The organism is Klebsiella sp. 141203, assembly GCF_032601985.1.
In the GTDB taxonomy this organism is placed as follows: Bacteria; Pseudomonadota; Gammaproteobacteria; order Enterobacterales; family Enterobacteriaceae; genus Klebsiella; species Klebsiella aerogenes.
Window position 1 is genome coordinate 818,258 of the sequence record NZ_JAQIRL010000002.1, and the last position, 22,787, is coordinate 841,044.

General features: G+C 58.3%; 20 protein-coding genes. 14 read left to right on the forward strand and 6 right to left on the reverse strand.

Features of this window, described 5'->3' with window-relative positions; translation table 11 throughout:
- Positions 1-81: 81 nt before the first annotated feature.
- The 3 genes from prs to lolB form a co-directional block, all read right to left on the reverse strand.
- The gene (gene prs, locus PGR29_RS11590) at positions 82-1,029 is read right to left on the reverse strand and encodes a ribose-phosphate diphosphokinase (RefSeq protein ID WP_015367113.1); all 948 of its coding nucleotides are present in this window, start codon (positions 1,027-1,029) and stop codon (positions 82-84) included.
- A 181-nt stretch (positions 1,030-1,210) separates the two neighbouring features.
- Entirely contained in the window at positions 1,211-2,062 is an 852-nt protein-coding gene (gene ispE, locus PGR29_RS11595) for a 4-(cytidine 5'-diphospho)-2-C-methyl-D-erythritol kinase (RefSeq protein WP_213316803.1), read from the reverse strand.
- A complete protein-coding gene (gene lolB, locus PGR29_RS11600; protein ID WP_015705083.1) occupies positions 2,062-2,676 on the reverse strand; it encodes a lipoprotein insertase outer membrane protein LolB in 615 nt (204 codons plus the stop codon). Before lolB ends, ispE begins: the two co-directional genes overlap by 1 nt.
- 271 nt (positions 2,677-2,947) lie before the next feature.
- On the opposite strand from lolB, the gene hemA reads away from it, so the two are divergent.
- The 6 genes from hemA to kdsA are packed head-to-tail and all read left to right on the forward strand — an operon-like array spanning position 2,948 to position 8,277.
- Positions 2,948-4,204 carry a glutamyl-tRNA reductase gene (hemA, locus tag PGR29_RS11605; RefSeq protein WP_015367110.1) on the forward strand — a complete coding sequence of 419 codons (1,257 nt, stop codon included), beginning with the start codon at positions 2,948-2,950 and terminating at the stop codon, positions 4,202-4,204.
- Between the two features lie 40 nt (positions 4,205-4,244).
- A complete protein-coding gene (prfA, locus tag PGR29_RS11610) occupies positions 4,245-5,327 on the forward strand; it encodes a peptide chain release factor 1 (protein WP_015367109.1) in 1,083 nt (360 codons plus the stop codon).
- Positions 5,327-6,178: a peptide chain release factor N(5)-glutamine methyltransferase gene (gene prmC, locus PGR29_RS11615; protein WP_316424652.1), complete on the forward strand. Its 852-nt coding sequence runs from the start codon at positions 5,327-5,329 to the stop codon at positions 6,176-6,178. The genes prfA and prmC overlap by 1 nt, the downstream gene beginning before the upstream one ends.
- Complete coding sequence (gene sirB2, locus PGR29_RS11620) at positions 6,175-6,567, forward strand: invasion regulator SirB2 (protein ID WP_015367107.1); 393 nt, start codon at positions 6,175-6,177, stop codon at positions 6,565-6,567. Before prmC ends, sirB2 begins: the two co-directional genes overlap by 4 nt.
- 3 nt (positions 6,568-6,570) lie before the next feature.
- Positions 6,571-7,383: an invasion regulator SirB1 gene (gene sirB1, locus PGR29_RS11625; protein WP_045393803.1), complete on the forward strand. Its 813-nt coding sequence runs from the start codon at positions 6,571-6,573 to the stop codon at positions 7,381-7,383.
- 39 nt (positions 7,384-7,422) lie between these two features.
- Positions 7,423-8,277 (forward strand): 3-deoxy-8-phosphooctulonate synthase, encoded by an 855-nt coding sequence (gene kdsA, locus PGR29_RS11630; RefSeq protein WP_015367105.1) that lies wholly within the window; start codon positions 7,423-7,425, stop codon positions 8,275-8,277.
- 78 nt (positions 8,278-8,355) lie between these two features.
- On the opposite strand, the gene chaA is transcribed toward kdsA, so the two are convergent.
- Positions 8,356-9,456, reverse strand: coding sequence for a sodium-potassium/proton antiporter ChaA (gene chaA / locus PGR29_RS11635; RefSeq protein ID WP_015367104.1), 1,101 nt, complete (start codon positions 9,454-9,456; stop codon positions 8,356-8,358).
- A 265-nt stretch (positions 9,457-9,721) separates the two neighbouring features.
- Between chaA and chaB the strand changes: the two genes are divergently transcribed.
- Both chaB and PGR29_RS11645 read left to right on the forward strand, forming a co-directional pair.
- Positions 9,722-9,952, forward strand: a complete 231-nt coding sequence (chaB, locus tag PGR29_RS11640) for a putative cation transport regulator ChaB (protein ID WP_015367102.1) — start codon at positions 9,722-9,724, stop codon at positions 9,950-9,952.
- 148 nt (positions 9,953-10,100) lie between these two features.
- Entirely contained in the window at positions 10,101-10,781 is a 681-nt protein-coding gene (locus PGR29_RS11645; RefSeq protein WP_015705085.1) for a gamma-glutamylcyclotransferase, read from the forward strand.
- Positions 10,782-10,809: 28 nt separating this feature from the next.
- Here PGR29_RS11645 and PGR29_RS11650 read toward each other — a convergent pair whose 3' ends face one another.
- Together PGR29_RS11650 and PGR29_RS11655 are read right to left on the reverse strand one after the other, a co-directional pair.
- Entirely contained in the window at positions 10,810-11,052 is a 243-nt protein-coding gene (locus PGR29_RS11650) for a DUF1883 domain-containing protein (RefSeq protein ID WP_015705086.1), read from the reverse strand.
- A 228-nt stretch (positions 11,053-11,280) separates the two neighbouring features.
- Positions 11,281-11,634 (reverse strand): DsrE/DsrF/TusD sulfur relay family protein, encoded by a 354-nt coding sequence (locus tag PGR29_RS11655; RefSeq protein ID WP_015367099.1) that lies wholly within the window; start codon positions 11,632-11,634, stop codon positions 11,281-11,283.
- A gap of 66 nt (positions 11,635-11,700) precedes the next feature.
- On the opposite strand from PGR29_RS11655, the gene nasR reads away from it, so the two are divergent.
- The 6 genes from nasR (at position 11,701) to PGR29_RS11685 (ending at position 22,752) form a co-directional block, all read left to right on the forward strand.
- The gene (nasR, locus tag PGR29_RS11660) at positions 11,701-12,897 is read left to right on the forward strand and encodes a nitrate regulatory protein NasR (protein WP_316424557.1); all 1,197 of its coding nucleotides are present in this window, start codon (positions 11,701-11,703) and stop codon (positions 12,895-12,897) included.
- 234 nt (positions 12,898-13,131) lie between these two features.
- Entirely contained in the window at positions 13,132-14,388 is a 1,257-nt protein-coding gene (locus tag PGR29_RS11665) for an ABC transporter substrate-binding protein (protein WP_316424558.1), read from the forward strand.
- 1 nt (position 14,389) lies between these two features.
- Complete coding sequence (gene ntrB, locus PGR29_RS11670) at positions 14,390-15,274, forward strand: nitrate ABC transporter permease (RefSeq protein WP_316424560.1); 885 nt, start codon at positions 14,390-14,392, stop codon at positions 15,272-15,274.
- Between the two features lie 9 nt (positions 15,275-15,283).
- Positions 15,284-16,072 carry an ABC transporter ATP-binding protein gene (locus tag PGR29_RS11675; protein WP_213316718.1) on the forward strand — a complete coding sequence of 263 codons (789 nt, stop codon included), beginning with the start codon at positions 15,284-15,286 and terminating at the stop codon, positions 16,070-16,072.
- Between the two features lie 6 nt (positions 16,073-16,078).
- Positions 16,079-20,146: a nitrite reductase large subunit NirB gene (gene nirB / locus PGR29_RS11680; protein WP_316424561.1), complete on the forward strand. Its 4,068-nt coding sequence runs from the start codon at positions 16,079-16,081 to the stop codon at positions 20,144-20,146.
- On the forward strand, positions 20,146-22,752 hold the full coding sequence (locus PGR29_RS11685; protein WP_316424562.1) for a nitrate reductase: 2,607 nt from the start codon (positions 20,146-20,148) through the stop codon (positions 22,750-22,752). Before nirB ends, PGR29_RS11685 begins: the two co-directional genes overlap by 1 nt.
- Positions 22,753-22,787: the final 35 nt, after the last annotated feature.

Here is a 22,787-nt window from a genome sequence, read left to right on the forward strand (position 1 = left end):
CAGGTGAAGGAGGCATTAGTCATACAAATATGAACCAGAGACAAAAAAACCCGCCGCAGCGGGTTTTTCGGCTGGGCTCGATTAGTGCTCGAACATAGCGGAAATGGATTCTTCGTTGCTGATACGACGAATCGCTTCGGCCAGCATACCAGACAGGGTCAGGGTACGGACTTTGTCCAGCGCTTTGATTTCTGGCGTCAGCGGAATGGTATCGCAGACGACGAATTCATCAATCACAGAGTTTTTAATGTTCTGGATAGCATTGCCGGAGAAGATCGGGTGAGTCGCGTAGGCGAAAACACGTTTCGCACCGCGTTCTTTCAGCGCTTCCGCTGCTTTACACAGGGTGCCGCCGGTATCGATCATGTCATCAACCATCACACAGTCACGGCCAGCGACATCGCCGATGATATGCATCACCTGAGAAACGTTAGCGCGCGGGCGGCGTTTATCGATGATCGCCATGTCGGTATCGTTCAGCAGCTTTGCGATAGCGCGAGCGCGAACCACGCCGCCGATGTCCGGAGAAACCACGATCGGGTTGTCCAGATTCAGCTGCAGCATATCTTCGAGCAGAATTGGGCTACCGAATACGTTATCAACAGGAACATCAAAGAAGCCCTGAATCTGTTCAGCGTGCAGGTCAACGGTCAGAACGCGGTCAACGCCGACACTGGACAGGAAGTCAGCGACGACTTTTGCGGTGATTGGCACACGAGCGGAACGTACGCGACGGTCCTGGCGGGCATAGCCGAAGTAAGGGATAACAGCGGTGATACGGCCTGCAGAAGCGCGACGCAGGGCATCAACCATAACAACCAATTCCATCAGGTTGTCATTGGTGGGAGCACAAGTGGACTGGATGATGAAAATATCACCACCGCGTACGTTTTCGTTGATTTGTACGCTGACTTCGCCGTCGCTAAAGCGACCTACAGCGGCGTCGCCAAGAGAAGTGTACAGGCGGTTGGCAATACGTTGTGCTAGTTCCGGGGTGGCGTTACCAGCAAAAAGCTTCATATCAGGCACGAGAAGAACCTCAGGCATGCGTCCAGTGGTGGATGAAACGGGCCATTAAACTGTGCGGGCCGGCGCCATCTCATCCAGGCGGTGTATTAAAGAGCACGATGCAACGTCTGGAACAGGGTGACGTTGTCACCGATACTCTGTTTGCCCGGCAAACTTGCCGTTATTCATGCAAAAAGCAGAATTACTTCAGTAGGGCTTGCTTCAGCGGCGAGACATTAATTCCTCGCGCAACAAAGCCTTGCAGCCATTCCGGGGCTTTTTCCAGCACCTGACGAGCGGCGGATTCGGTGTCAAATTCAGCAAAGACACAGGCTCCTGTGCCAGTCAGGCGCGACGGCGCGTATTCTAACAGCCAGGAAAGCGTTGCATCAACCTCACGAAAACGTTTTCTTGCGATAACCTCGCAATCGTTGCCGAATTCACAGTTTAGTAAGGTATTAATTGACCTGCTCGGGGTATTTCGTGGTAACTCCGGATCGCGAAAAATGATCGGCGTCGGGATACTCACGCCCGGGTGGGCGACCAGATACCATTTTTCCGGCGGATCGACCGGGGTGAGAATCTCGCCGACGCCTTCGGCAAACGCCGCGTGGCCGCGAACGAAAACCGGGACATCGGCGCCGAGCTGTAGCCCAAGCGTCGCCAGTTGGTCTTCGCTAAGCCCGCAGCCCCACAGATGATTGAGGGCTACCAGCACCGTCGCGGCATTGGAAGAGCCGCCGCCTAAGCCGCCGCCCATCGGCAGGCGTTTGTCGATGCTGATATCCGCGCCGCTGCCAGTGGGGAGTTGACCGTGAGACTCCGCCGCCGCCATCAGTAGCCTGGCGGCGCGAATAATCAGGTTCTCTTCATCCGGCACGCCGGCGACCGGCGTTAACAACCGCAGTTTCCCGTCGCGGCGTGGTTCAATAGTCAGCATGTCGCCATAGTCAAGAAACTGGAACAACGTCTGCAGCGTGTGATATCCATCGGCGCGTTGACCGGTGATATACAAAAACAGATTCAATTTTGCAGGGGCGGGCCAGCGACTCATCATTTCACAATCCAGTTATCCATTTTCAGCTTGATGCGCTGGCTGCCGTTGTTGAGTTCCATATTAGACGGCAGGGTGGGTTTGGTGTCGCTGGTGTAGCCGCTGTAGGTCACGTGCCAGGTTTTGCCATTCTGCGTGTAGTTGAGTTCGCGCAGGCGGTACTGGTCATCCAGCGAATAGTCGGTGGCATCGCCCGGCAGGCCGATAATCCACTGACGCAGGCTGTTAAGCGGGATCGGCATGCCGGTCAGGCGGCCAATCATCTCTTCGGCATCGGTGGCGTTGTAGGTCTGGCCTTTGTTGTCAATCAATTGGACGCCGCCCGGCTGCGCGGTTAATGACAGTTCGGTGCTGCCAAGCGGGTTGGTCAGCAGCAGGCGGTAGCGGTCCTGGCCGGTTTGTTGCCAGAAGAAACGGGCATACACTTTCTGCTCATCGGACAGATAGGCAAACGCCCCGCGAGTCTGGAACTGGTTAAGGTTGCGGACATCCTGCTGGTGCTGGCGCCACTGTGGGGAATCCGGGCTTTTGCCGGGCCCTTGCGGCGGAGTATTGATTGCACAGGCGGTCAGAACGAGGCTTGCCAACGGCAGCAGGCGGAACAGTCGATTCATAATGATGACAAATCCTTGATGTCTACAGTGAAATGCGGCGACTGATGGTTCGCACACCGATTTGTGTAGCGGGTTGCAATAATAACCCTTAATGCTAGCGTCGCTGGCCGATAGCGTCTACGTTCAAGTTGTCTGAAATCAAAAAATTACCGTTAGTGGCTATTAAGCCCTGACTATTACTCCAAAAGGGGGGCGTCTCTTTTATTGAGTACGCGCATCCTGTATGATGCGCTCAGACTAACCTTAGCAACGCTGGTACTATTCCCTCACCATGACCCTTTTAGCTCTTGGCATCAACCACAAAACAGCTCCGGTAGCGCTGCGAGAACGCGTAACGTTTTCGCCGGATACGCTCGACAAGGCGCTGGAGAGCTTATTGGCTCAGCCAATGGTGCAGGGCGGGGTGGTGCTATCAACCTGTAATCGCACGGAGCTGTATCTCAGCGTTGAAGAGCAGGACAACCTGCAGGAAGCGCTGATCCGCTGGCTATGTGACTTCCACGGCCTGAATGAAGAAGACCTACGTAAAAGTCTTTATTGGCATCAGGATAACGACGCCGTCAGCCATCTGATGCGTGTCGCCAGCGGCCTGGATTCACTCGTGCTTGGCGAGCCGCAAATCCTCGGGCAGGTGAAAAAAGCGTTTGCGGATTCCAGCCGCGGCCATCTGAACGTCAGCGAACTGGAGCGCATGTTCCAGAAATCGTTCTCGGTGGCTAAGCGCGTACGGACCGAAACCGATATCGGCGCCAGCGCCGTTTCCGTTGCTTTCGCCGCCTGTACGCTGGCGCGACAAATTTTTGAATCGCTCTCCAGCGTCACGGTGTTACTGGTTGGCGCGGGGGAAACTATCGAACTGGTCGCCCGCCATCTTCGCGAACATAACGTTCGCAAAATGGTGATTGCCAACCGCACCCGTGAACGCGCCCAGGCGCTGGCGGATGAAGTCGGCGCGGAAGTTATCGCCCTCAGCGATATCGACGAGCGCTTAAAAGACGCCGATATTATTATCAGTTCTACCGCCAGCCCGCTGCCGATTATCGGCAAAGGGATGGTCGAGCGCGCGCTGAAGGCGCGCCGCAATCAGCCGATGCTGCTGGTGGATATCGCGGTGCCCCGCGACGTCGAGCCGGAAGTCGGCAAGCTGGCCAACGCCTATCTGTACAGTGTTGATGACCTGCAAAATATCATTCAGCACAATCTGGCGCAGCGTAAGGCCGCGGCGGTGCAGGCGGAATCGATCGTCGAGCAGGAAACCAGCGAATTTATGGCCTGGCTGCGCGCCCAGAGCGCCAGCGAGACTATCCGCGAATATCGTTCCCAATCCGAGCAGGTTCGCGAGGAGCTGACGGCGAAAGCGCTTGCCGCGCTGGAGCAGGGCGGCGATGCGCAGGAAATTATGCAAGATCTGGCCCGTAAGCTGACCAACCGCCTGATCCACGCTCCAACCAAATCTCTTCAGCAGGCTGCCCGTGACGGGGATGATGAACGCCTGCATATTCTGCGCAACAGCCTCGGGCTGGAATAGCGCACATTTCTCTATTTAAAGACAGGGTGAATTCACGCCTATGAAGCCTTCTATTGTTGCTAAACTGGAAGCTCTGTACGAACGCCATGAAGAAGTTCAGGCGCTGCTTGGCGACGCCGCCACCATTGCCGACCAGGACCGTTTCCGCGCGCTGTCGCGCGAGTATGCGCAGCTTGGCGATGTCGCCCGCTGCTATACCGACTGGCGCCAGGTGCAGGACGATATCGAAACCGCGCAGATGATGCTCGACGATCCGGAAATGCGCGAAATGGCGCAGGAAGAGCTGCGCGATGCCAAAGAAAAAAGCGAAGCGCTGGAACAGCAGCTGCAGGTGCTGCTGCTGCCGAAAGATCCAGACGATGAGCGCAACGCTTTTGTCGAAGTTCGCGCCGGCACCGGTGGCGATGAAGCGGCGCTGTTCGCCGGCGATCTCTTCCGCATGTACACCCGCTACGCTGAAGCCCGCCGCTGGCGGGTCGAAATCATGAGCGCCAACGAAGGCGAACATGGCGGATTTAAAGAAGTGATTGCCAAGATCAGCGGCGATGGCGTCTATGGGCGGCTGAAATTTGAATCCGGTGGCCATCGTGTCCAGCGCGTTCCGGCGACCGAATCGCAGGGGCGTATCCACACCTCCGCCTGTACCGTGGCGGTGATGCCGGAGCTGCCGGAAGCCGAAATGCCGGATATCAACCCGGCGGACCTGCGTATCGATACCTTCCGTTCCTCGGGGGCGGGCGGCCAGCACGTCAACACCACCGACTCCGCTATCCGTATTACCCACTTGCCGACCGGTATCGTCGTTGAATGTCAGGACGAACGTTCGCAGCATAAAAACAAAGCCAAGGCGCTGTCGGTGCTGGGCGCGCGTATTCGCGCCGCCGAAGTCGCCAAGCGTCAGCAGGCGGAAGCGTCTACCCGTCGTAATCTGCTGGGCAGCGGTGACCGCAGCGACCGCAACCGTACCTACAACTTCCCGCAGGGCCGCGTGACCGACCACCGTATCAACCTGACCCTTTACCGTCTGGATGAAACCATGGAAGGCAAACTGGATATGCTGATCGAACCGATTGTGCAGGAATTCCAGGCTGACCAGCTGGCGGCGCTTTCCGAGCAGGAATGATGACCTTCCGACAGTGGCTCACTCAGGCGATAGCCCGGCTCGGCGCGAGCGAAAGCCCGCGTCGCGACGCCGAGATCTTACTGGGGCACGTCACCAGCAAAGCGCGGACCTGGATCCTCGCTTTTGACGAAACCCTATTGACGGCGGAACAGTTGGCGGAACTGGAAGCATTGCTGGCGCGCCGCGCCAACGGCGAGCCGGTGGCGCATCTGGTGGGTCAGCGCGAGTTCTGGTCGCTGCCGCTGTTTGTCTCGCCGGCGACGCTTATCCCGCGCCCCGACACAGAATGCCTGGTCGAGCAGGCGCTGGTACGCTTGCCGCAGACGGCCTGCCGTATCCTGGATCTTGGCACCGGCACCGGCGCTATCGCCCTGGCGTTGGCCAGCGAGCGGGCGGACTGCGAGATTATTGCCGTTGATTTTATGCCTGACGCCGCGGCGCTCGCCGCGCGCAATGCCGCCCATCTCGCTCTCAACAACGTGACCGTGCTGCAGAGCGACTGGTTTAGCGCGCTCAAGGGGCAGCGGTTCGCGATGATTGTCAGTAATCCCCCCTATATCGATGAAACCGATCCGCATCTTGCAGAAGGGGATGTCCGCTTCGAGCCGAGAACGGCATTGGTCGCCGCCGACCTGGGGCTGGCCGATTTAGCGCATATCATCCGTGAAGGACGCAACTACCTGCTACCCGATGGTTTTATGCTACTGGAACATGGCTGGAAACAGGGCGAGGCGGTACGCGCATTGTTTAATGAAGCAGGATATCGCGACGTCGAGACCTGCCGCGATTATGGCGATAACGAACGTCTGACTCTCGGGCGTTGGCCGCACAAGGAGCAAGCCGGCGAATGAATTTATTTACTGCAGTACTCTATTTGCATATTGCCTGCGTGGTGACATCCGTCGGGCTTTTCGTGTTGCGTTACTGGTGGACCTACAGCGGTAGCGCGATGCTCAATCAGCGCTGGGTACGTATTGCGCCGCATTGTAGCGATACGCTGCTGTTCCTCAGCGGCGCGGGATTAATGGCGATAACGCACTATCTGCCGTTTACCGAAGATGGCGCATGGCTGACTGAAAAGCTGTTTGGCGTTATCATTTACATCGCATTAGGATTTATTGCGTTGGGCCGACGTCGCCCGCGCCGCCAGCAGACCCGGTTCATCGCCTTTCTGCTGGCGCTGGTGGTGTTGTTCTTCATCGTTCAACTCGCCATCACAAGAATACCGTTACTGGGGTAAGGCATGAGGTCATTAGCTGATTTCGAATTTAACAAAGCGCCATTATGCGAAGGCATGGTCCTCATTTCTGAATTGATCCGCGACGACTTTCCGACGCACTTTGTGCAGGATGAGCTGCAGCGGTTGTTAACACTGGCGCAGGAAGAGATTGCCACCTCCTGGGATCAGGAGCGTCAGCTCGACCGGTTGCTGGAATTGTTCTATCACGAGTGGGGCTTCGGCGCATCGCAGGGCATCTATCGTCTGTCCGATGCGCTATGGCTGGATAAAGTGCTGGTGAATCGCCAGGGAAGCGCTGTGTCGCTGGGGGCGATTCTGTTATGGATTGCCCAGCGTCTGGATCTGCCGGTGGTGCCGGTTATCTTCCCGACGCAGATGCTGCTGCGCGCCGACCCGGACACCAGCGAAGAGATGTGGCTGATTAACCCATTCAACGGCGAAACGCTTGATGAACACACGCTTGAGGTGTGGCTGAAGGGAAATATCAGCCCGGTAGCCGAGCTGTTTAATGAAGATCTCGATGAGGCCGACAACGCCGAAGTGATCCGCAAACTGCTCGATACGCTGAAATCGGCGCTGATGGAAGAGCGGCAGATGGAACTGGCGCTGCGCGCCAGCGAAGCGCTGCTGCAGTTTAATCCAGAGGACCCGTATGAAATTCGCGACCGCGGGCTTATCTACGCCCAACTGGAGTGCGATCACGTGGCGCTGCTGGATCTCAATTATTTCGTTGAGCAGTGTCCGGAGGATCCGATTAGCGAGATGATCCGTGCGCAGATCAACACGATTTCACATAAACAAATTACATTGCATTAGTCTGGAACCATTCCGGTTACACCCTGATAAGGCGATCTTATGAAACAAAAAGTGGTTAGCATTGGTGATATCAACGTAGCAAACGACCTGCCGTTCGTGCTGTTTGGCGGAATGAACGTGCTGGAGTCCCGCGATCTTGCGATGCGTATCTGCGAACATTATGTGACCGTCACGCAAAAGCTGGGCATTCCGTATGTGTTCAAAGCCTCTTTTGATAAAGCCAACCGTTCTTCCATCCACTCCTATCGTGGGCCAGGACTGGAAGAAGGGATGAAGATTTTCCAGGAGCTGAAGCAGACTTTCGGCGTGAAAATCATCACCGACGTTCACGAAGCCAGCCAGGCGCAGCCGGTGGCCGACGTGGTTGACGTGATCCAGCTGCCAGCGTTCCTCGCGCGTCAGACTGACCTGGTGGAAGCGATGGCTAAAACTGGCGCTGTCATCAACGTCAAGAAACCGCAATTCGTCAGCCCGGGCCAGATGGGCAACATCGTTGATAAATTCATCGAAGGCGGTAACGACAAAGTGATCCTGTGCGATCGCGGCGCTAACTTCGGCTACGACAACCTGGTCGTTGATATGCTCGGCTTCGGCGTAATGAAGAAAGCGTCCAACAACTCGCCGGTCATCTTTGACGTGACCCACGCCCTGCAGTGCCGTGACCCGTTTGGCGCTGCCTCAGGCGGCCGCCGCGCTCAGGTGACGGAACTGGCTCGCGCCGGGATGGCGGTGGGTATCGCCGGACTGTTCATTGAAGCGCACCCGGATCCGGACCACGCGAAATGTGATGGCCCGTCCGCGCTGCCGCTGGCTAAACTGGAACCGTTCCTGAAGCAAATGAAAGCGATCGACGATCTGGTGAAAAGCTTCGACGAGCTGGATACCAGCAACTAAGTTTCGTTGAGCAGTAAAAAAGCCTGCCGGTTTCGCCACCGACAGGCTTTTTTTTGGGCTTTATTGCTGATTACCCGGTCAGGCAAATATCGTCATCAGGTAGGCGGCGAACAGCGCCAGATGCGCCGCGCCGTTGAGGACATTGGTACGCCCGGTTGAGAACGAGATATGGCACAGCACCAGCGACGCCACCATCACCACCATTTCCGGCGCTCCCAAACCGAAGCGGAGTTCATTGCCGGTAAGGAAGGCGATAAGCGTGACGACAGGCACCGTCAGGGAAATCGTCGCCAGCACCGAACCAAAGAAGAGATTCATTGCGCGCTGCACCTGATTATTCAGCACCGCTTTCAGTGCGCCGAGTCCTTCCGGGGAGAGGATCAGCAGCGCCACCAGGAAACCGGTAAAGGCTACCGGCGCGTTCATGCTGGTCAACAGCGTTTCCAGCGGATTAGCGTTCATTTTGGTAACGGCGATAACCGCAACCAGGTGTACCAGTAACCAGGCTGTGTGCCAGCCGCTACTGTGCGCCGAGGGCTTACCGTGATGCGGGTCGTCATCATCGCTGTCATCTTCATGCTCGTACACAAACAGGCTCTGGTGCGTTTTGGTCTGAATGAGCAGGAATACGCCGTACATGGCGGCGGAAATCAGCGCCACCAGCAGCGCCTGGCCAGTGCTGAAATTGGCGCCCGGCAGCGCCATAGGGAATACCAGTACGATAATCGCCAGCGGGAAGAGGGCGATCAGGTACTGCTTGATACCAAACAAATTCATATACTGCGTGGCGAATTTACGCCCGCCCAGCAGTAAAGAGAAGCCGACCAAACCGCCGGTGACGATCATAATGATTGAATATAACGTATCGCGCATTAGCGTTGGCGCGGCGTCGCCGGTCGCCATTAATGCGGAAATCAGGCTCACTTCAAGAATGACCACTGACAGGCTCAAAATTAATGAACCATAGGGCTCGCCGAGACGGTGAGCAAGAACGTCGGCATGGCGAACCACGCTAAATGCGCTACTCAGAATCCCGACTAGCGCCAGAATATTAATCGCAACGACCACTGGTAGTGATTGACTGCTTCCCCAGAGAAACAGCACCACCAGTGCTAAAACCGGAAAAACGAGGGAGGTCTCCTTGTGGCGGGTCTTAACCGCCTCATGTGCATGTGTCATGAACCATCTCCATTTATGCAGGTGTTATAATTATAGATAACGTAAGTTGATAAAATAACAGACATTGATAGGTTTAATTTGTATTTTTACTTAAATTTACCACTCTTGCATAAGAAATGCGTTGGTCTGCTAAAAAAAGCTGTTACGTATGTTTTATATATATTTTTCAGATGATTACTAAAATTCATTTCTCAATATTCCTGCCATTTGCCAACCTGGCAATTGTGTTCCAGACTTAGCTTTTACCCTGATTCTGGAGGTCATTATGCCTTACCGTAGTAAACAAGAACTTCCCGATAGCGTTCAGCACGTCTTGCCGGAACACGCGCAGGAAATTTATAAAGAAGCTTTCAATAGCGCATGGGACCAATATAAAGACAAAGCCGACCGTCGCGATGATGCCAGCCGTGAGGAGACGGCGCATAAAGTCGCCTGGGCGGCGGTGAAAAATGATTATCAAAAAGGCGATGACGACAAATGGCATAAGAAAAAGTAATCACTTTTGCGATCTAATTTTTTGTCAGCCCCCTTGTCAACGCTCCGTTAATTGCTTATTGAGTAATAAAGCTGGATAATAATTCAGCAATATTCACGGATGGCACAGATTATCGCCGGGAAGCAGGCAGTGGCGGAGGTAGTAGAAAGTGTTAACTCGTGATTTCTTGATGAATGCGGATTGTAAGACGGCGTTTGGCGCGATTGAGGAATCGCTGCTGTGGTCGGCTGAGCAACGGGCGGCCTCGTTGGCGGCGACTCTGGCCTGTCGTCCGGACAACGGTTCGGTGTGGATTTTTGGCTACGGTTCGTTGATGTGGAACCCGGCGCTGGAATACAGCGAATCCTGCACCGGTACGCTGCCGGGTTGGCATCGCGCGTTTTGCCTGCGCCTGACCGCCGGTCGCGGCAGCGCGCATCAGCCGGGCAGGATGTTGGCGTTGAAGGAAGGCGGGCGTACCACCGGAGTGGCCTATCGTCTGCCGGATGAGACGCTGGAGCAAGAGCTGACGCTACTGTGGAAGCGAGAAATGATCACCGGCTGCTATTTGCCAACCTGGTGCCGTCTTGAGCTCGATGATGGGCGCACGGTGAATGCGCTGGTGTTTATTATGGATCCGCGCCACCCGCTGTATGAATCCGATACCAGCGCACAAACCATCGCGCCGCTAATTGCCCGCGCCAGCGGGCCGCTTGGCACCAATGCCCAGTATCTCTTTTCGTTGGATCAGGAATTACGCAAGCTTGGCATGCGCGACGCCAGTCTTGACGATCTGATTATCCAGGTGCGACATCTGGTCGGCGAGGCGAGCCAACCCGGGCTCGCATAAAAACGCCCGGTCTACCGGGCGTGGAGATTCAGGCGGGAACGTAGCTAATGGAGTGCTCCAGCGACTGGCTATGGCTATCGATCAGCACGTTCCAGGTGCCGCTGTAGGGCACGGTGAGATAAGCGCTATCCCTGTCCTGCACGCTAAAAATATCGGCGTGGCTGTCGCCGGCGGCCTTGGCGCTCATTAAGTGAATATGACAGCGCTCCGAACAGCGCACCACCAGCGTATCACCGCCGAATAACGTTAAACTTGCTTTTACCATTGCCATTTTCATAACCCCGTTTCTGTCTCTGAATACATCAACCCGCGCGTGATATTGTTCACACTTTGCTCGTTGCATAACACCAAAGGGGGAGCGCGTGGATGATGATTTCGATCAACAAAATGGATAACGATTAAACAAAAATGACAATCTTCCTGAAAGCGTTCAGGTGGCGTACTTTTGCATCAGCAATAGCCGCCAGCCTGACATTTAATCCTGTTAATGGCGATTAATTCAGAAGGTCAGCACTTTATCCGCCGCCAGCGTCCACTGCGCCAGCTCGACCAGCGTTCCCACTTCCACGCCATCTACTAATGGCAAATGGGTGATCCCGCGTCCGTCCGTACAGGTCTTGCAGAGTTTTACCGGCACATTCTGCGCGGTGAGGATCTCAAGCATCTGCTGGATGTTATAGCCTTCCGCCGGTTTCTGTCCGCGAAGCCCGGCGGTCACCGCATCGGACATTAAAAACAGCTTCAGATCGAGGTCTGACTCCTGCTCGCGCAGGGCGATAGCCAGGCGCAGGCTATTAAACAGAGATTCGCTGCCGTAGGCGGCGCCGTTGGCGACAATCACAATACGTTGCATAAAGACTCCTTTTATCAGGCACGGTTATTGCTTAGCTTTACCTAAAGACGTAATTCGGGAGAGGGTATGAATAATACGACCGGCATGACGCCTGAAGCAATCGGCTGGTTTCATTATGCGCGCCAACTACAAAAACAGCAGCTCCGCAAGCTAACGCAGCAAGGGACGCTGGCGAGCGAAATAAGTGGGTTGGTTCATATGCTGCAGTGCGAGCGCGGCGTCTCCAATATGTGGCTCTCTTCCGATGGCCGCTTGTATGACGCCGAACGCCGGGCTGGCGGGGCGCTGGTGGACGCGCGCTTAAGCGCTTTTTATGCTGCGCTGCAACCGGCGCGGGAATCCTCCAGTAGCGCGCTCTGTTGGCGAATAGCCAGCGCGGTGTGGTATCTGGCGCAACTTCCGGCGCTGCGAGCGGCGGTGCAAGGCCGCACGGTGGACGCTCAGGAGGCCACTCAGCGCTTTAGCCGTATTATTCGCCATTTATTGAATATCGTGCCGCAGTTGAATGACAGCATAGACGATCCGCAGATCGCCAGGCGTATGGTCGCCCTGTACAGCTTTATGCAGGGTAAAGAGCTGGCCGGCCAGGAGCGCGCGCTGGGGGCGTTGGGCTTTGCGCGAGGCCAATTTAACGGCGAGCTCCGGCAGCAGCTGGTTGACCGCATTGACGGTCAGCAGCCCTGTTTTGACAGCTTTCAGGCACTTTCCGGTCTGCCACGGGCGCTTGAGCTGCTGCAGGGTTGCGAAGCCGGGCGCGAGATAGAGCAACTGCGGCGCATCGCCTGTACCCGCCAGCCCTCGGCGGACGAAGGGGCCGCGGCGCAGCGCTGGTTTAGCCTGCAAACTGAACGGCTTGAGCAGATGCGCGGTCTGGAGGAGGCGTTGATTGCCGACCTGCTCAGCGCGACCCGGCAGTTGCTCGAACGTGGAGAAGACGATATGCCTCCGCTGCAATGGCCTGAAGAAGAAGGCGGCGATAGCCTGACTTTGCGCCTGGATAAGCAGCTGCTGCCGCTGGTCCGCCAGCAGGCGTGGGAACTTGAGCAACTTTCCGGCCAACTGGCTTCACTGAAAGCCACGCTTGAAGAGCGCAAGATTATTGATAAGGCGAAAGCGCTGCTGATAAGCCATCAAGGGATGCAGGAAGAACAAGCCTGGCAGGCGCTGCGTAAAATGGCGATGGATAAGAACCAGCGGATGGTTGAAATCGCCCGCGCGTTGCTAACGGTGAAAGCCCTGCTGCCGGACTCATCGTCAAATTGAATGCACAATCAGCGGGCAGGCATTGCCTGACGATGGTGCAATAGTTTACGCGGGGAGCGGTAAAACAACGTCTGGCGGGCAATGATAAATTGGCATCCGCTTTGCATTACTGAATTTGAGTGAATCAACAATTTGAGATAACGGACCAACGGCGGTCTGAGGGTCTCTGGATAAAGGCGTCCTGCGGTGCGAAAGCACTGCCGGGCGCTTTTTTTTGCGCGTTCTGGAGCGGCTATGGGCGATAAAGTTTTTATTTCACGACGGCGTTTTTTGCAGGCCGGGGCGGCGCTGGGCGGCGCTATGCTGCTGCCCGGCGTGATGCAGGCGGCGTGGGCGGCGGGTTCCGATAAACCGGAGTTGGCCACCGTGCGGGTTGGATTCATCCCGCTAACCGACTGCGCGCCGCTGGCGATCGCGGCACTGAAAGGATTCGATAAAAAGTATGGCATCAGCCTGCAGCCAAGTAAGGAGGCCAGCTGGGCGGCGGTGCGCGATAAGCTGGTTGCCGGCGAACTCGATGCGGCGCATATCCTCTACGGCATGCTGTATGGCCTTGAGCTTGGTATCGCCGGCAAGCCGCAGTCGATGGCCAACCTGATGACCCTGAACCGCAACGGTCAGGCGATCACCCTCTCAAGTGACCTGCAGGCGCAAGGCGTGAGCGATAGTCATGGGCTCAAGCGGCTGATCGACCAAAAAGCGCCTGGCAGCTACACCTTCGCCCATACCTTTCCTACCGGCACCCATGCGATGTGGCTCTATTACTGGCTGGCTAATGCTGGTATCGACCCCTTCGCCGATGTGCGCATGGTGGTCGTGCCGCCGCCGCAAATGGTGATGAACATGCGCATCGGCAATATGGTCGGCTTCTGCGTCGGCGAACCGTGGAACGCGCGTGCGATTAACGATCGCATTGGCTTTACGGCGGCAACCAGCCAGCAGATCTGGCCGGATCATCCAGAAAAAATCCTCGGCGCGCGCAGCGATTGGGTGGCGCGCTATCCAAATACCGCAAGGGCGCTGGTGGCGGCGCTGCTGGAGGCCCAGCGCTGGATTGAAGCGTCTGCCGACAACACCCGCGAAACCGCGCGGATCCTCGCCAGACGGGCGTGGCTCAACACCAAAGAACAGTACCTTAGCGGTCGAATGCTTGGCGAATACGACAACGGCATCGGCAAACGCTGGCGCGACGATCACCCCATGCGCTTCTTTCAGCAGGGCGAAGCCAGCTATCCGTGGCTCTCCGACGGCATGTGGTTCTTAACCCAATTCCGCCGCTGGGGCCTGCTGAAAAACGCGCCGGATTACCAGGCGGTAGCGCAGCGTATCAACCGCATCGACCTGTGGAAAGAGGCGGCGCAGGCCGTGGGCGGTATCACTGCGCCAACGCAAACGCTACGCAGCAGCACGCTGCTGGACGGCAAAGTGTGGAACGGCGTCGACCCGGAAGGGTACGCCGCCAGTTTCGCCATTCAACATAAGGGGGCATGAGATGAAACCAGCCATTAACACGCAGCCGCGCACGCAGACCTCACCCGCGCCGGGCGAAATCATTGTCCTGCCGCCGTTGCAGGTGCGCAAAGCTACGCCGTCCGCCAGGCGCTGGCTGAACGCCGCGCTGCAACGTCTGCTGCCGCCGCTGCTGGGCCTGGCTCTGCTGCTGCTCGGCTGGCAGCTGGCGGCGATTGGCGCGAAAGGCTTCCCGACGCCGTTGAGCACTCTGGATTCGGCGCTGACGCTGTTTTCCGACCCCTTCTACCGCGACGGACCGAACGATATGGGCATCGGCTGGAACGTGCTGGCTTCGCTGCAACGGGTCGCGGTGGGCTTTGGTTTGGCGGCGCTGGCCGGTATTCCGCTGGGCTTTCTTATCGGCCGCTCGCTGTTCTTTGCGCGAATGTTTAACCCGCTCATCGCGCTGCTGCGCCCGGTGAGTCCGCTGGCGTGGTTACCGATTGGCCTGCTGCTGTTCCAGAAGGCGGAACCGGCTTCCAGCTGGACCATTTTTATCTGCTCTATCTGGCCGATGGTCATTAACACCGCGGAAGGCGTCAGGCGCATCCCGCAGGACTATCTCAATGTGGCTCGCGTGCTGCAGCTGTCGGAATGGACGGTGATGCGCAAAATCCTCTTTCCGGCAGTGCTGCCCGCGGTATTAACCGGCGTGCGGCTGTCGATAGGCATTGCCTGGCTGGTGATCGTCGCCGCCGAGATGCTGACCGGTGGGTTGGGTATTGGGTTTTGGATCTGGAATGAATGGAACAACCTCAATGTGGAAAACATCATCATCGCTATCGTCATTATCGGCGTCGTCGGCCTGCTGCTCGAACAGGGGCTCATATTGCTCGCCCGCCGCTTCAGTTGGCAGGAAAAATAAGGAGTCGCTATGAAACCATTAATTCAGGTGCAGGCCGTCAGTCAACGCTTTAACACCGCCAGCGGCGAGTTCCTGGCGCTGCAAAACGTCTCATTTGATATTCACGAAGGGGAAACCATCAGCCTGATTGGCCACTCCGGATGCGGCAAATCCACGCTGTTGAATCTGATTGCCGGGATTACCCAGCCCACTGAGGGCGGGCTGCTATGCGATAACCGTGAAATTTCCGGGCCGGGGCCTGAACGGGCGGTGGTGTTCCAGAACCATTCGCTGCTGCCATGGCTGAGCTGTTTTGACAACGTGGCGCTGGCGGTGGATCAGGTGTTTCGCCGTACCATGAGCAAGGCAGAGCGCCGGGAGTGGATTGAGCACAATTTACAGCGAGTACAGATGGGGCACGCGCTGCACAAACGTCCGGGGGAGATCTCCGGCGGTATGAAGCAGCGCGTTGGCATCGCGCGCGCGCTGGCGATGAAGCCAAAAGTGTTACTGCTTGATGAGCCTTTTGGCGCGCTGGACGCGCTCACCCGAGCCCATCTGCAGGATGCGGTAATGCACATCCAGCAGGAACTAAACACCACCATTGTCGTGATCACCCACGACGTCGATGAGGCGGTGCTGCTTTCCGACCGGGTGTTAATGATGACCAATGGCCCGGCCGCGACGATCGGCGAGATCCTTGACGTTAATCTGCCGCGTCCACGTAACCGGGTCCAACTGGCGGATGATAAACACTACCACCACCTGCGTCAGCAGATCCTCCATTTCCTCTACGAAAAGCAGCCGAAAGCGGCGTAAGGCGGAATGATGCGGCGACTGGTGATTATCGGCAACGGTATGGCGGCAACCCGGCTGGCTGAGAAGCTGGCGGCGCGCGCGCAGGGGCGTTTCATCATCACGCTAATCGGCGATGAACCGCAGCCGGCCTACAACCGCATTCAGCTCTCGCCGGTACTCGGCGGGGAAAAAACGGCGGCGCAAATACAACTGCTGCCGACGGAGTGGTACGCCCAGCATGGTGTCCGCGTGCGGCTTGGCGAGGCGGTCAGCGAAGTGGATGTCGCCGGGAGAAGGCTACGCGTCGGCGGCGACTGGCTGGAATGGGATGAACTGGTGTTCGCCACCGGGTCGCAGCCGTTTATCCCGTCGCTGCCGGGTATTGAGCGCCCTCAGGTATTCGCCTTTCGCACCCTGGCGGATGTTAAAGACATCCTTGCAATCCCCGGCCCGGCGGTGGTAATCGGCGGCGGCGTACTGGGCGTGGAGGCCGCGGCGGCGCTGCGCCGTCACGGTGGGGAAGTGACGCTACTCCATCGCGGTAGCGGTTTGATGGAGCCACTTACCGATGCTTTCGCTGCGGAACAGTTAAAACAACAGCTTGAGGCACGCGGCATCCGCTGCGTGCTGGAGAGCCGAATTGCCGCTATTGACGAACAGCATGTGCGGCTGGAAGACGGGCGCACTTTTGCCGCCAGCCGGGTGGTGTTAGCCACCGGCGTGCGGCCGGATATCCGTCTGGCGACGCGCAGCGGCGTAGCCTGCCAGCGGGGGATTATCGTCGACCGCCGGATGGCGACCTCGCTGCCGGGGATCAGCGCTATCGGCGAGTGTTGTGAGATTGACGGCCAAACCTGGGGACTGGTGGCTCCCTGTTTGCGCCAGGCCGATGTGTTAGTTGAACGCCTGTGCGGGGCTCCCGGCGAAGAGTTCAGCTGGCAGGACGGCGGTACCCGGTTGAAGGTCACCGGTATCGAGTTTTTTAGCGCTGGCGAACAGCAGGCCGGCGAGCAGGACCAGATCTACAGCAGTTGGGACCCCATCGATCGCCACTACCGTCGCCTGCTGATCCGCGATGGCCGGCTGCACGGCGTGCTGCTGCTGGGCGACTGCCTGCAGGCGGCGCCGCTTACCGCGCTGCTCGGCAGCGATAGGTCTCCTTCAGCGGAGTGGCTTTTTGACCCATCTATAACGCAGCCGCGGGCTGCAGGAAAAATGACGATGACTAAACCTGTATTAGTGCTGGTCGGACACGGCATGGTCGGCCACCATTTTCTTGAGCAATGCGTGAGCCGGAACCTGCACCAGCAGTACCGTATCGTGGTTTTTGGCGAAGAGCGCTATGCCGCCTATGACCGGGTTCATCTCTCGGAATATTTCGCCGGGCGCAGCGCAGAGTCGCTATCGCTGGTAGAGGGAGACTTTTTTAGCCAGTACGGGATTGAGCTGCGGCTAGGGGAGACGATCGCGGAAATCGATCGTCCGGCGCGAATCGTGCGCGATGCCCACGGCCATGAAACCCATTGGGATAAGCTGGTGCTGGCGACCGGCTCCTATCCCTTCGTGCCGCCAATCCCCGGTAACGATGAAGAAGGCTGCTTCGTCTATCGTACGCTTGACGATCTTGACCGCATTGCCGCCCGCGCCGCCACTGCGCAGAGCGGGGTGGTCATCGGAGGCGGGCTGTTGGGGCTGGAAGCCGCTAACGCGTTAAAACAGTTGGGGCTTAAGACCCATGTGGTGGAGTTCGCCGCCAACCTGATGGCGGTGCAGTTGGATAACGGCGGCGCGGCGATGCTGCGGGAGAAAATTCTCGATCTGGAGGTTGGCGTGCACACCAGCAAAGCGACGACCGCGATAGTGCGCACCGCCGAGGGGCTGCAGCTTAACTTTGCCGATGGCGATACGCTGCAGACCGATATGGTGGTCTTTTCCGCCGGGATCCGCCCGCAGGATGCGCTGGCGCGCGGCGCAGGCCTGGCAATCGGCGAACGCGGCGGTATCGGTATCGATGACCACTGCCGGACCTCGGACGCAGATATATTGGCGATTGGCGAATGCGCGCTGTGGGACAACAAAATTTATGGCCTGGTGGCGCCGGGCTATCATATGGCGCGCACCGCAGCGGCGCAGTTGGCTGGCGAAGCGGCCCGCTTTAGCGGCGCCGATATGAGCACCAAACTCAAACTGCTCGGCGTGGATGTAGCGTCGTTTGGCGATGCTCACGGACGTACAGCTGGTTGCCAGAGCTATCAATGGACCGATGGTCCGCGGCAGATCTACAAAAAGATCGTTGTTAGCGCTGATGGCAAAACGCTGCTGGGCGGCGTACTGGTGGGCGATGCCGGTGACTACGCGACGCTGTTGCAGATGATGCTGAACGGCATGGCGCTACCGTCTCGTCCGGAAAGTCTGATCCTCCCGGCCATCGATGGGGCCACGACGAAAGCGATGGGGGTGGCGGCGCTGCCGGATAGCGCGCAGATTTGCTCTTGCCATAACGTCAGTAAGGGAGACATTTGCCAGGCGGTCAGCGCCGGAGCGGGCGATATGGCGGCGATAAAAAGCTGCACTAAAGCGGCGACCGGCTGCGGCGGCTGCAGCGCGCTGGTCAAACAGGTGATGGAACACCAGCTTGCCGGGCAGGGCGTCGAGGTTAAAAAAGATATCTGCGAGCATTTTCCGTGGTCGCGGCAGGAGATCTATCATCTGGTACGAGTCAACCACATCCATACCTTCGATCAGCTCATTAGCCGTTACGGGCAGGGCCACGGCTGTGAAGTGTGTAAACCGCTGGTGGCGTCGGTACTGGCCTCCTGCTGGAATGAGTATCTGCTGAAACCGGCGCATCTGCCGCTGCAGGACACCAACGATCGCTACTTCGCCAATATTCAGAAAGACGGTACTTACTCGGTGGTGCCGCGGATGGCCGCAGGCGAAGTGACACCGGACGGGCTTATCGCTATCGGCCAGATCGCCAAACGTTACCAGCTGTACAGTAAAGTGACCGGAGGACAGCGTATCGACCTGTTTGGCGCGCGGCTGGAGCAACTGCCGGACATCTGGCGCGAACTGGCGGCGGCGGGATTTGAAACCGGACACGCCTACGGCAAATCATTACGCACGGTAAAATCCTGCGTCGGCTCGACCTGGTGCCGCTATGGGGTTCAGGATTCAACGGGGCTGGCGGTAAGGCTTGAACATCGTTACAAGGGGCTGCGCGCGCCGCACAAAATCAAAATGGCGGTCTCGGGCTGTACCCGCGAATGTGCCGAAGCGCAAGGTAAAGACATCGGGGTTATTGCGACTGAAAAGGGCTGGAATCTTTACGTCTGCGGCAACGGCGGGATGAAACCGCGCCATGCGGACCTCTTTGCGAGTGACCTTGATGACGCCAGCCTAATCCGTACCGTCGATCGGTTGTTGATGTTTTATATTCGCACCGCCGACCGCCTGCAGCGCACCAGTAGCTGGATGGATAACCTTGAAGGCGGCGTGGCGTATCTACGCGAGGTGATCTTGCACGATAGTCTCGGTATCGGCGATGAGCTGGAGCAGGAGATGGCGCGGGTGGTGGATAGCTACCAGTGCGAATGGCAGACCACCCTGAACGATCCACAGCGGCTGGCGCTATTCCGTTCCTACGTTAACAGCGATGAGGCCGATGAGGCGGTGCAGCGGCAAATCCTGCGCGGTCAGCCGCAGCTGGTGGCGCCGCAAGGGCTTGGGCAACCGGCCCTGCCGTCGCGGCCGTGGCAGGCGATCTGCGATCTGGACGCGATCCCGCCGCAGGCGGGGATCGGCGCGCGCCTCGGCGAGCGGCAAATTGCGCTGTTCCGCTTCGGCGAGCAAGTTTATGCGCTGGATAACCAGGAACCCGGCAGCGAGGCCAACGTGTTATCGCGCGGCATTTTAGGCGACGCGGGCGGCGAGCCGATCGTTATTTCGCCGCTGTATAAACAGCGGATTCGCTTGCGAGATGGTCGCTTGTACGACAGCGGCGAGCCGTCGGTGCGCGCGTGGCCGGTGAAGATCGAACAGGGCAAAGTGTGGGTCGGCAACCAGGCATTGCTGCTGCGCGCGGAGGCGAGCTGATGAGCGAAACCCGAACCACCTGCCCATACTGTGGCGTCGGCTGCGGGGTTATCGCCCGCGTTGAACCCAGCGGAACCGTCACGATTCGCGGCGATGAAAACCATCCTGCCAACTTTGGCCGCTTGTGCGTAAAAGGGGCGGCGCTTGGGGAAACGACCTCGCTTACCGGGCGATTATTACATCCTGAAGTCGATGGCCGGGCGGTCGGCTGGCCGCAGGCGCTGGCGGAGGCGGGTTCACGTCTGCGCGACATTATTGAGCGCTACGGCCCGAAGGCGGTCGCGTTTTACGCTTCCGGTCAGCTGTTAACTGAGGATTATTACGCCGCCAACAAGTTGATGAAGGGCTTTATCGGCGCCGCCAATATCGATACGAATTCGCGGTTATGTATGTCATCGGCGGTCACTGGCTATAAGCGGGCGCTCGGCGCGGACGTCGTGCCGTGCAGCTATGAAGATGTCGAGCAAAGCGATCTGGTGGTGCTGGTGGGCTCCAACGCCGCCTGGGCGCATCCGGTTCTCTATCAGCGGTTGGCGCAGGCGAAACGCGATAATCCGCGGTTGCGGATCGTGGTGGTGGATCCGCGACGCACCGCGACCTGCGATATTGCCGACGATCATCTGGCCTTGGCGCCCGGTAGCGATGGCGGGCTATTTGTCGGCCTGCTTAATGCTATTGCCGCCAGCGGTGAAATGGCGGCGGGTTTTCGCGACCAGCGGCAGGCGCTGACCATCGCCGCGCAATGGAGCGTGGAAAAAGCGGCCGCTTTCTGCGGCCTGCCGCCGGAGCAGGTGGCTCGCTTTTATCGTGATTTTATCGCTGCACCGCGCGCTATCACGCTGTACACCATGGGAATTAATCAGTCCGCCAGCGGCAGCGATAAGTGCAACGCGATTATCAATGTCCATCTTGCCAGCGGGAAGTTTGCCCGCCGTGGCTGCGGGCCGTTTTCGCTGACCGGTCAACCCAACGCCATGGGCGGGCGTGAAGTGGGGGGGCTGGCGACGATGCTGGCGGCGCATATGAATTTTGAGCCGCAGGACCTGCAGCGATTAGCGCGCTTTTGGGGCAGCGAGCGACTGGCGCAGACGCCGGGGCTAACCGCCGTCGAACTCTTCGCCGCGATTGGACGCGGCGAGGTCAAAGCGGTGTGGATTATGGGGACCAATCCGGTGGTCTCACTGCCCGATAGCCACGCGGTGAGTCAGGTGCTGTCCAGGTGTCCGCTGGTGATGGTCTCCGATGTCGCCGCCAATACTGATACCGGTCGCTTTGCCCATATCCGCTTTCCGGCGCTGGCATGGGGCGAAAAAAACGGTACCGTGACTAACTCGGAGCGGCGAATTTCGCGTCAGCGGGCTTTTTTGCCGCCGCCGGGGGAGGCGAAAGCCGACTGGTGGATCATTTCCCGTCTCGCCGCCGAATTAGGTTATGCCCGGGCTTTTTCATGGCAACATCCGCATGAGGTGTTTTGTGAACACGCGGCGCTCTCAGGGTTTGAAAATGACGGTCAGCGGGCGTTTGATATTGGCGGGCTGGCGGACCTCAGCCGGGAGTCGTGGGATGCCCTGGCGCCGGTGCGCTGGCCGGTGAGCCGCAGCGCAGCGCCCTGGCGGTTAACGGAGGGCTGGCACGGCGACGGCAGGTTGCGGATGGTGCCGGTGTCGCCGCAGCCGACCCGGGCGCGGACCGAGGCATTTTATCCATTGATCCTCAATAGCGGACGTATTCGCGATCAGTGGCATACCATGACCCGCACCGGCGACATACCGCGGTTGATGCAGCATATTGCCGAACCGGTCGTCGAGGTGGCGCCTGCCGATGCTCGTCGATTTGAATTACGTGAGGGAGAACTGGCTCGCGTCTGGTCGCGCCACGGCGTGATGATTGCAAAGGTGATAGTTAGCGAAGGGCAGCGCGCCGGTTCGCTCTTTGTGCCGATGCACTGGAATAATCAGTTTGCCCGCCAGGGACGGGTCAATAATTTACTGGCGGCGGTCACCGATCCGCATTCCGGCCAGCCGGAGAGCAAGCAGTCGGCGGTAGCAATAGCGCCGTGGCGGCCGCTGTGGCAAGGGGAGCTATTATCTCGCGAGCCCTTGCCGTTGCCATCCTCGCTGCACTGGCGGCGGCGGGCGGCGGTAGGGCTCAGCCATTTGTCGCTGGCCGCGGACACCGGCCCGCAAAGCTGGCTGAGCGAGTGGTGTCGCAAACAGGGATGGCAGTTGCAAATTGCCGAAGGCGGTGGGCTGTGGAACCTACTGGCCTGGCACGACGGACAATTGATGCTCGGCTGCTGGAGCGATATTAAGCCGCCGCAAATCGATGCTGAATGGCTGTATACGGCGTTCCGGACGCCGCCGCAGACCGCCGGGCTACGCCATGCGTTGCTCAGCGGCCGTAAGGGCGGCGACAGCGCGCCGCGTGGGCAGACTATCTGCAGTTGCTTTAGTATCGGTGAGCGGCAGATCGGCGAGGCGGTTGCCGGCGGTTGCGTCAGCGTAGAGGCGCTTGGCGCGAAGCTCAAGTGCGGCACCAACTGTGGTTCCTGTATTCCGGAACTCAAAGCGCTGCTGGCGGCAAATCAAACTCGAACGCCGGTTTGATGATAGGGGAAAGCAAACGCCAACCGGTTTCAGTT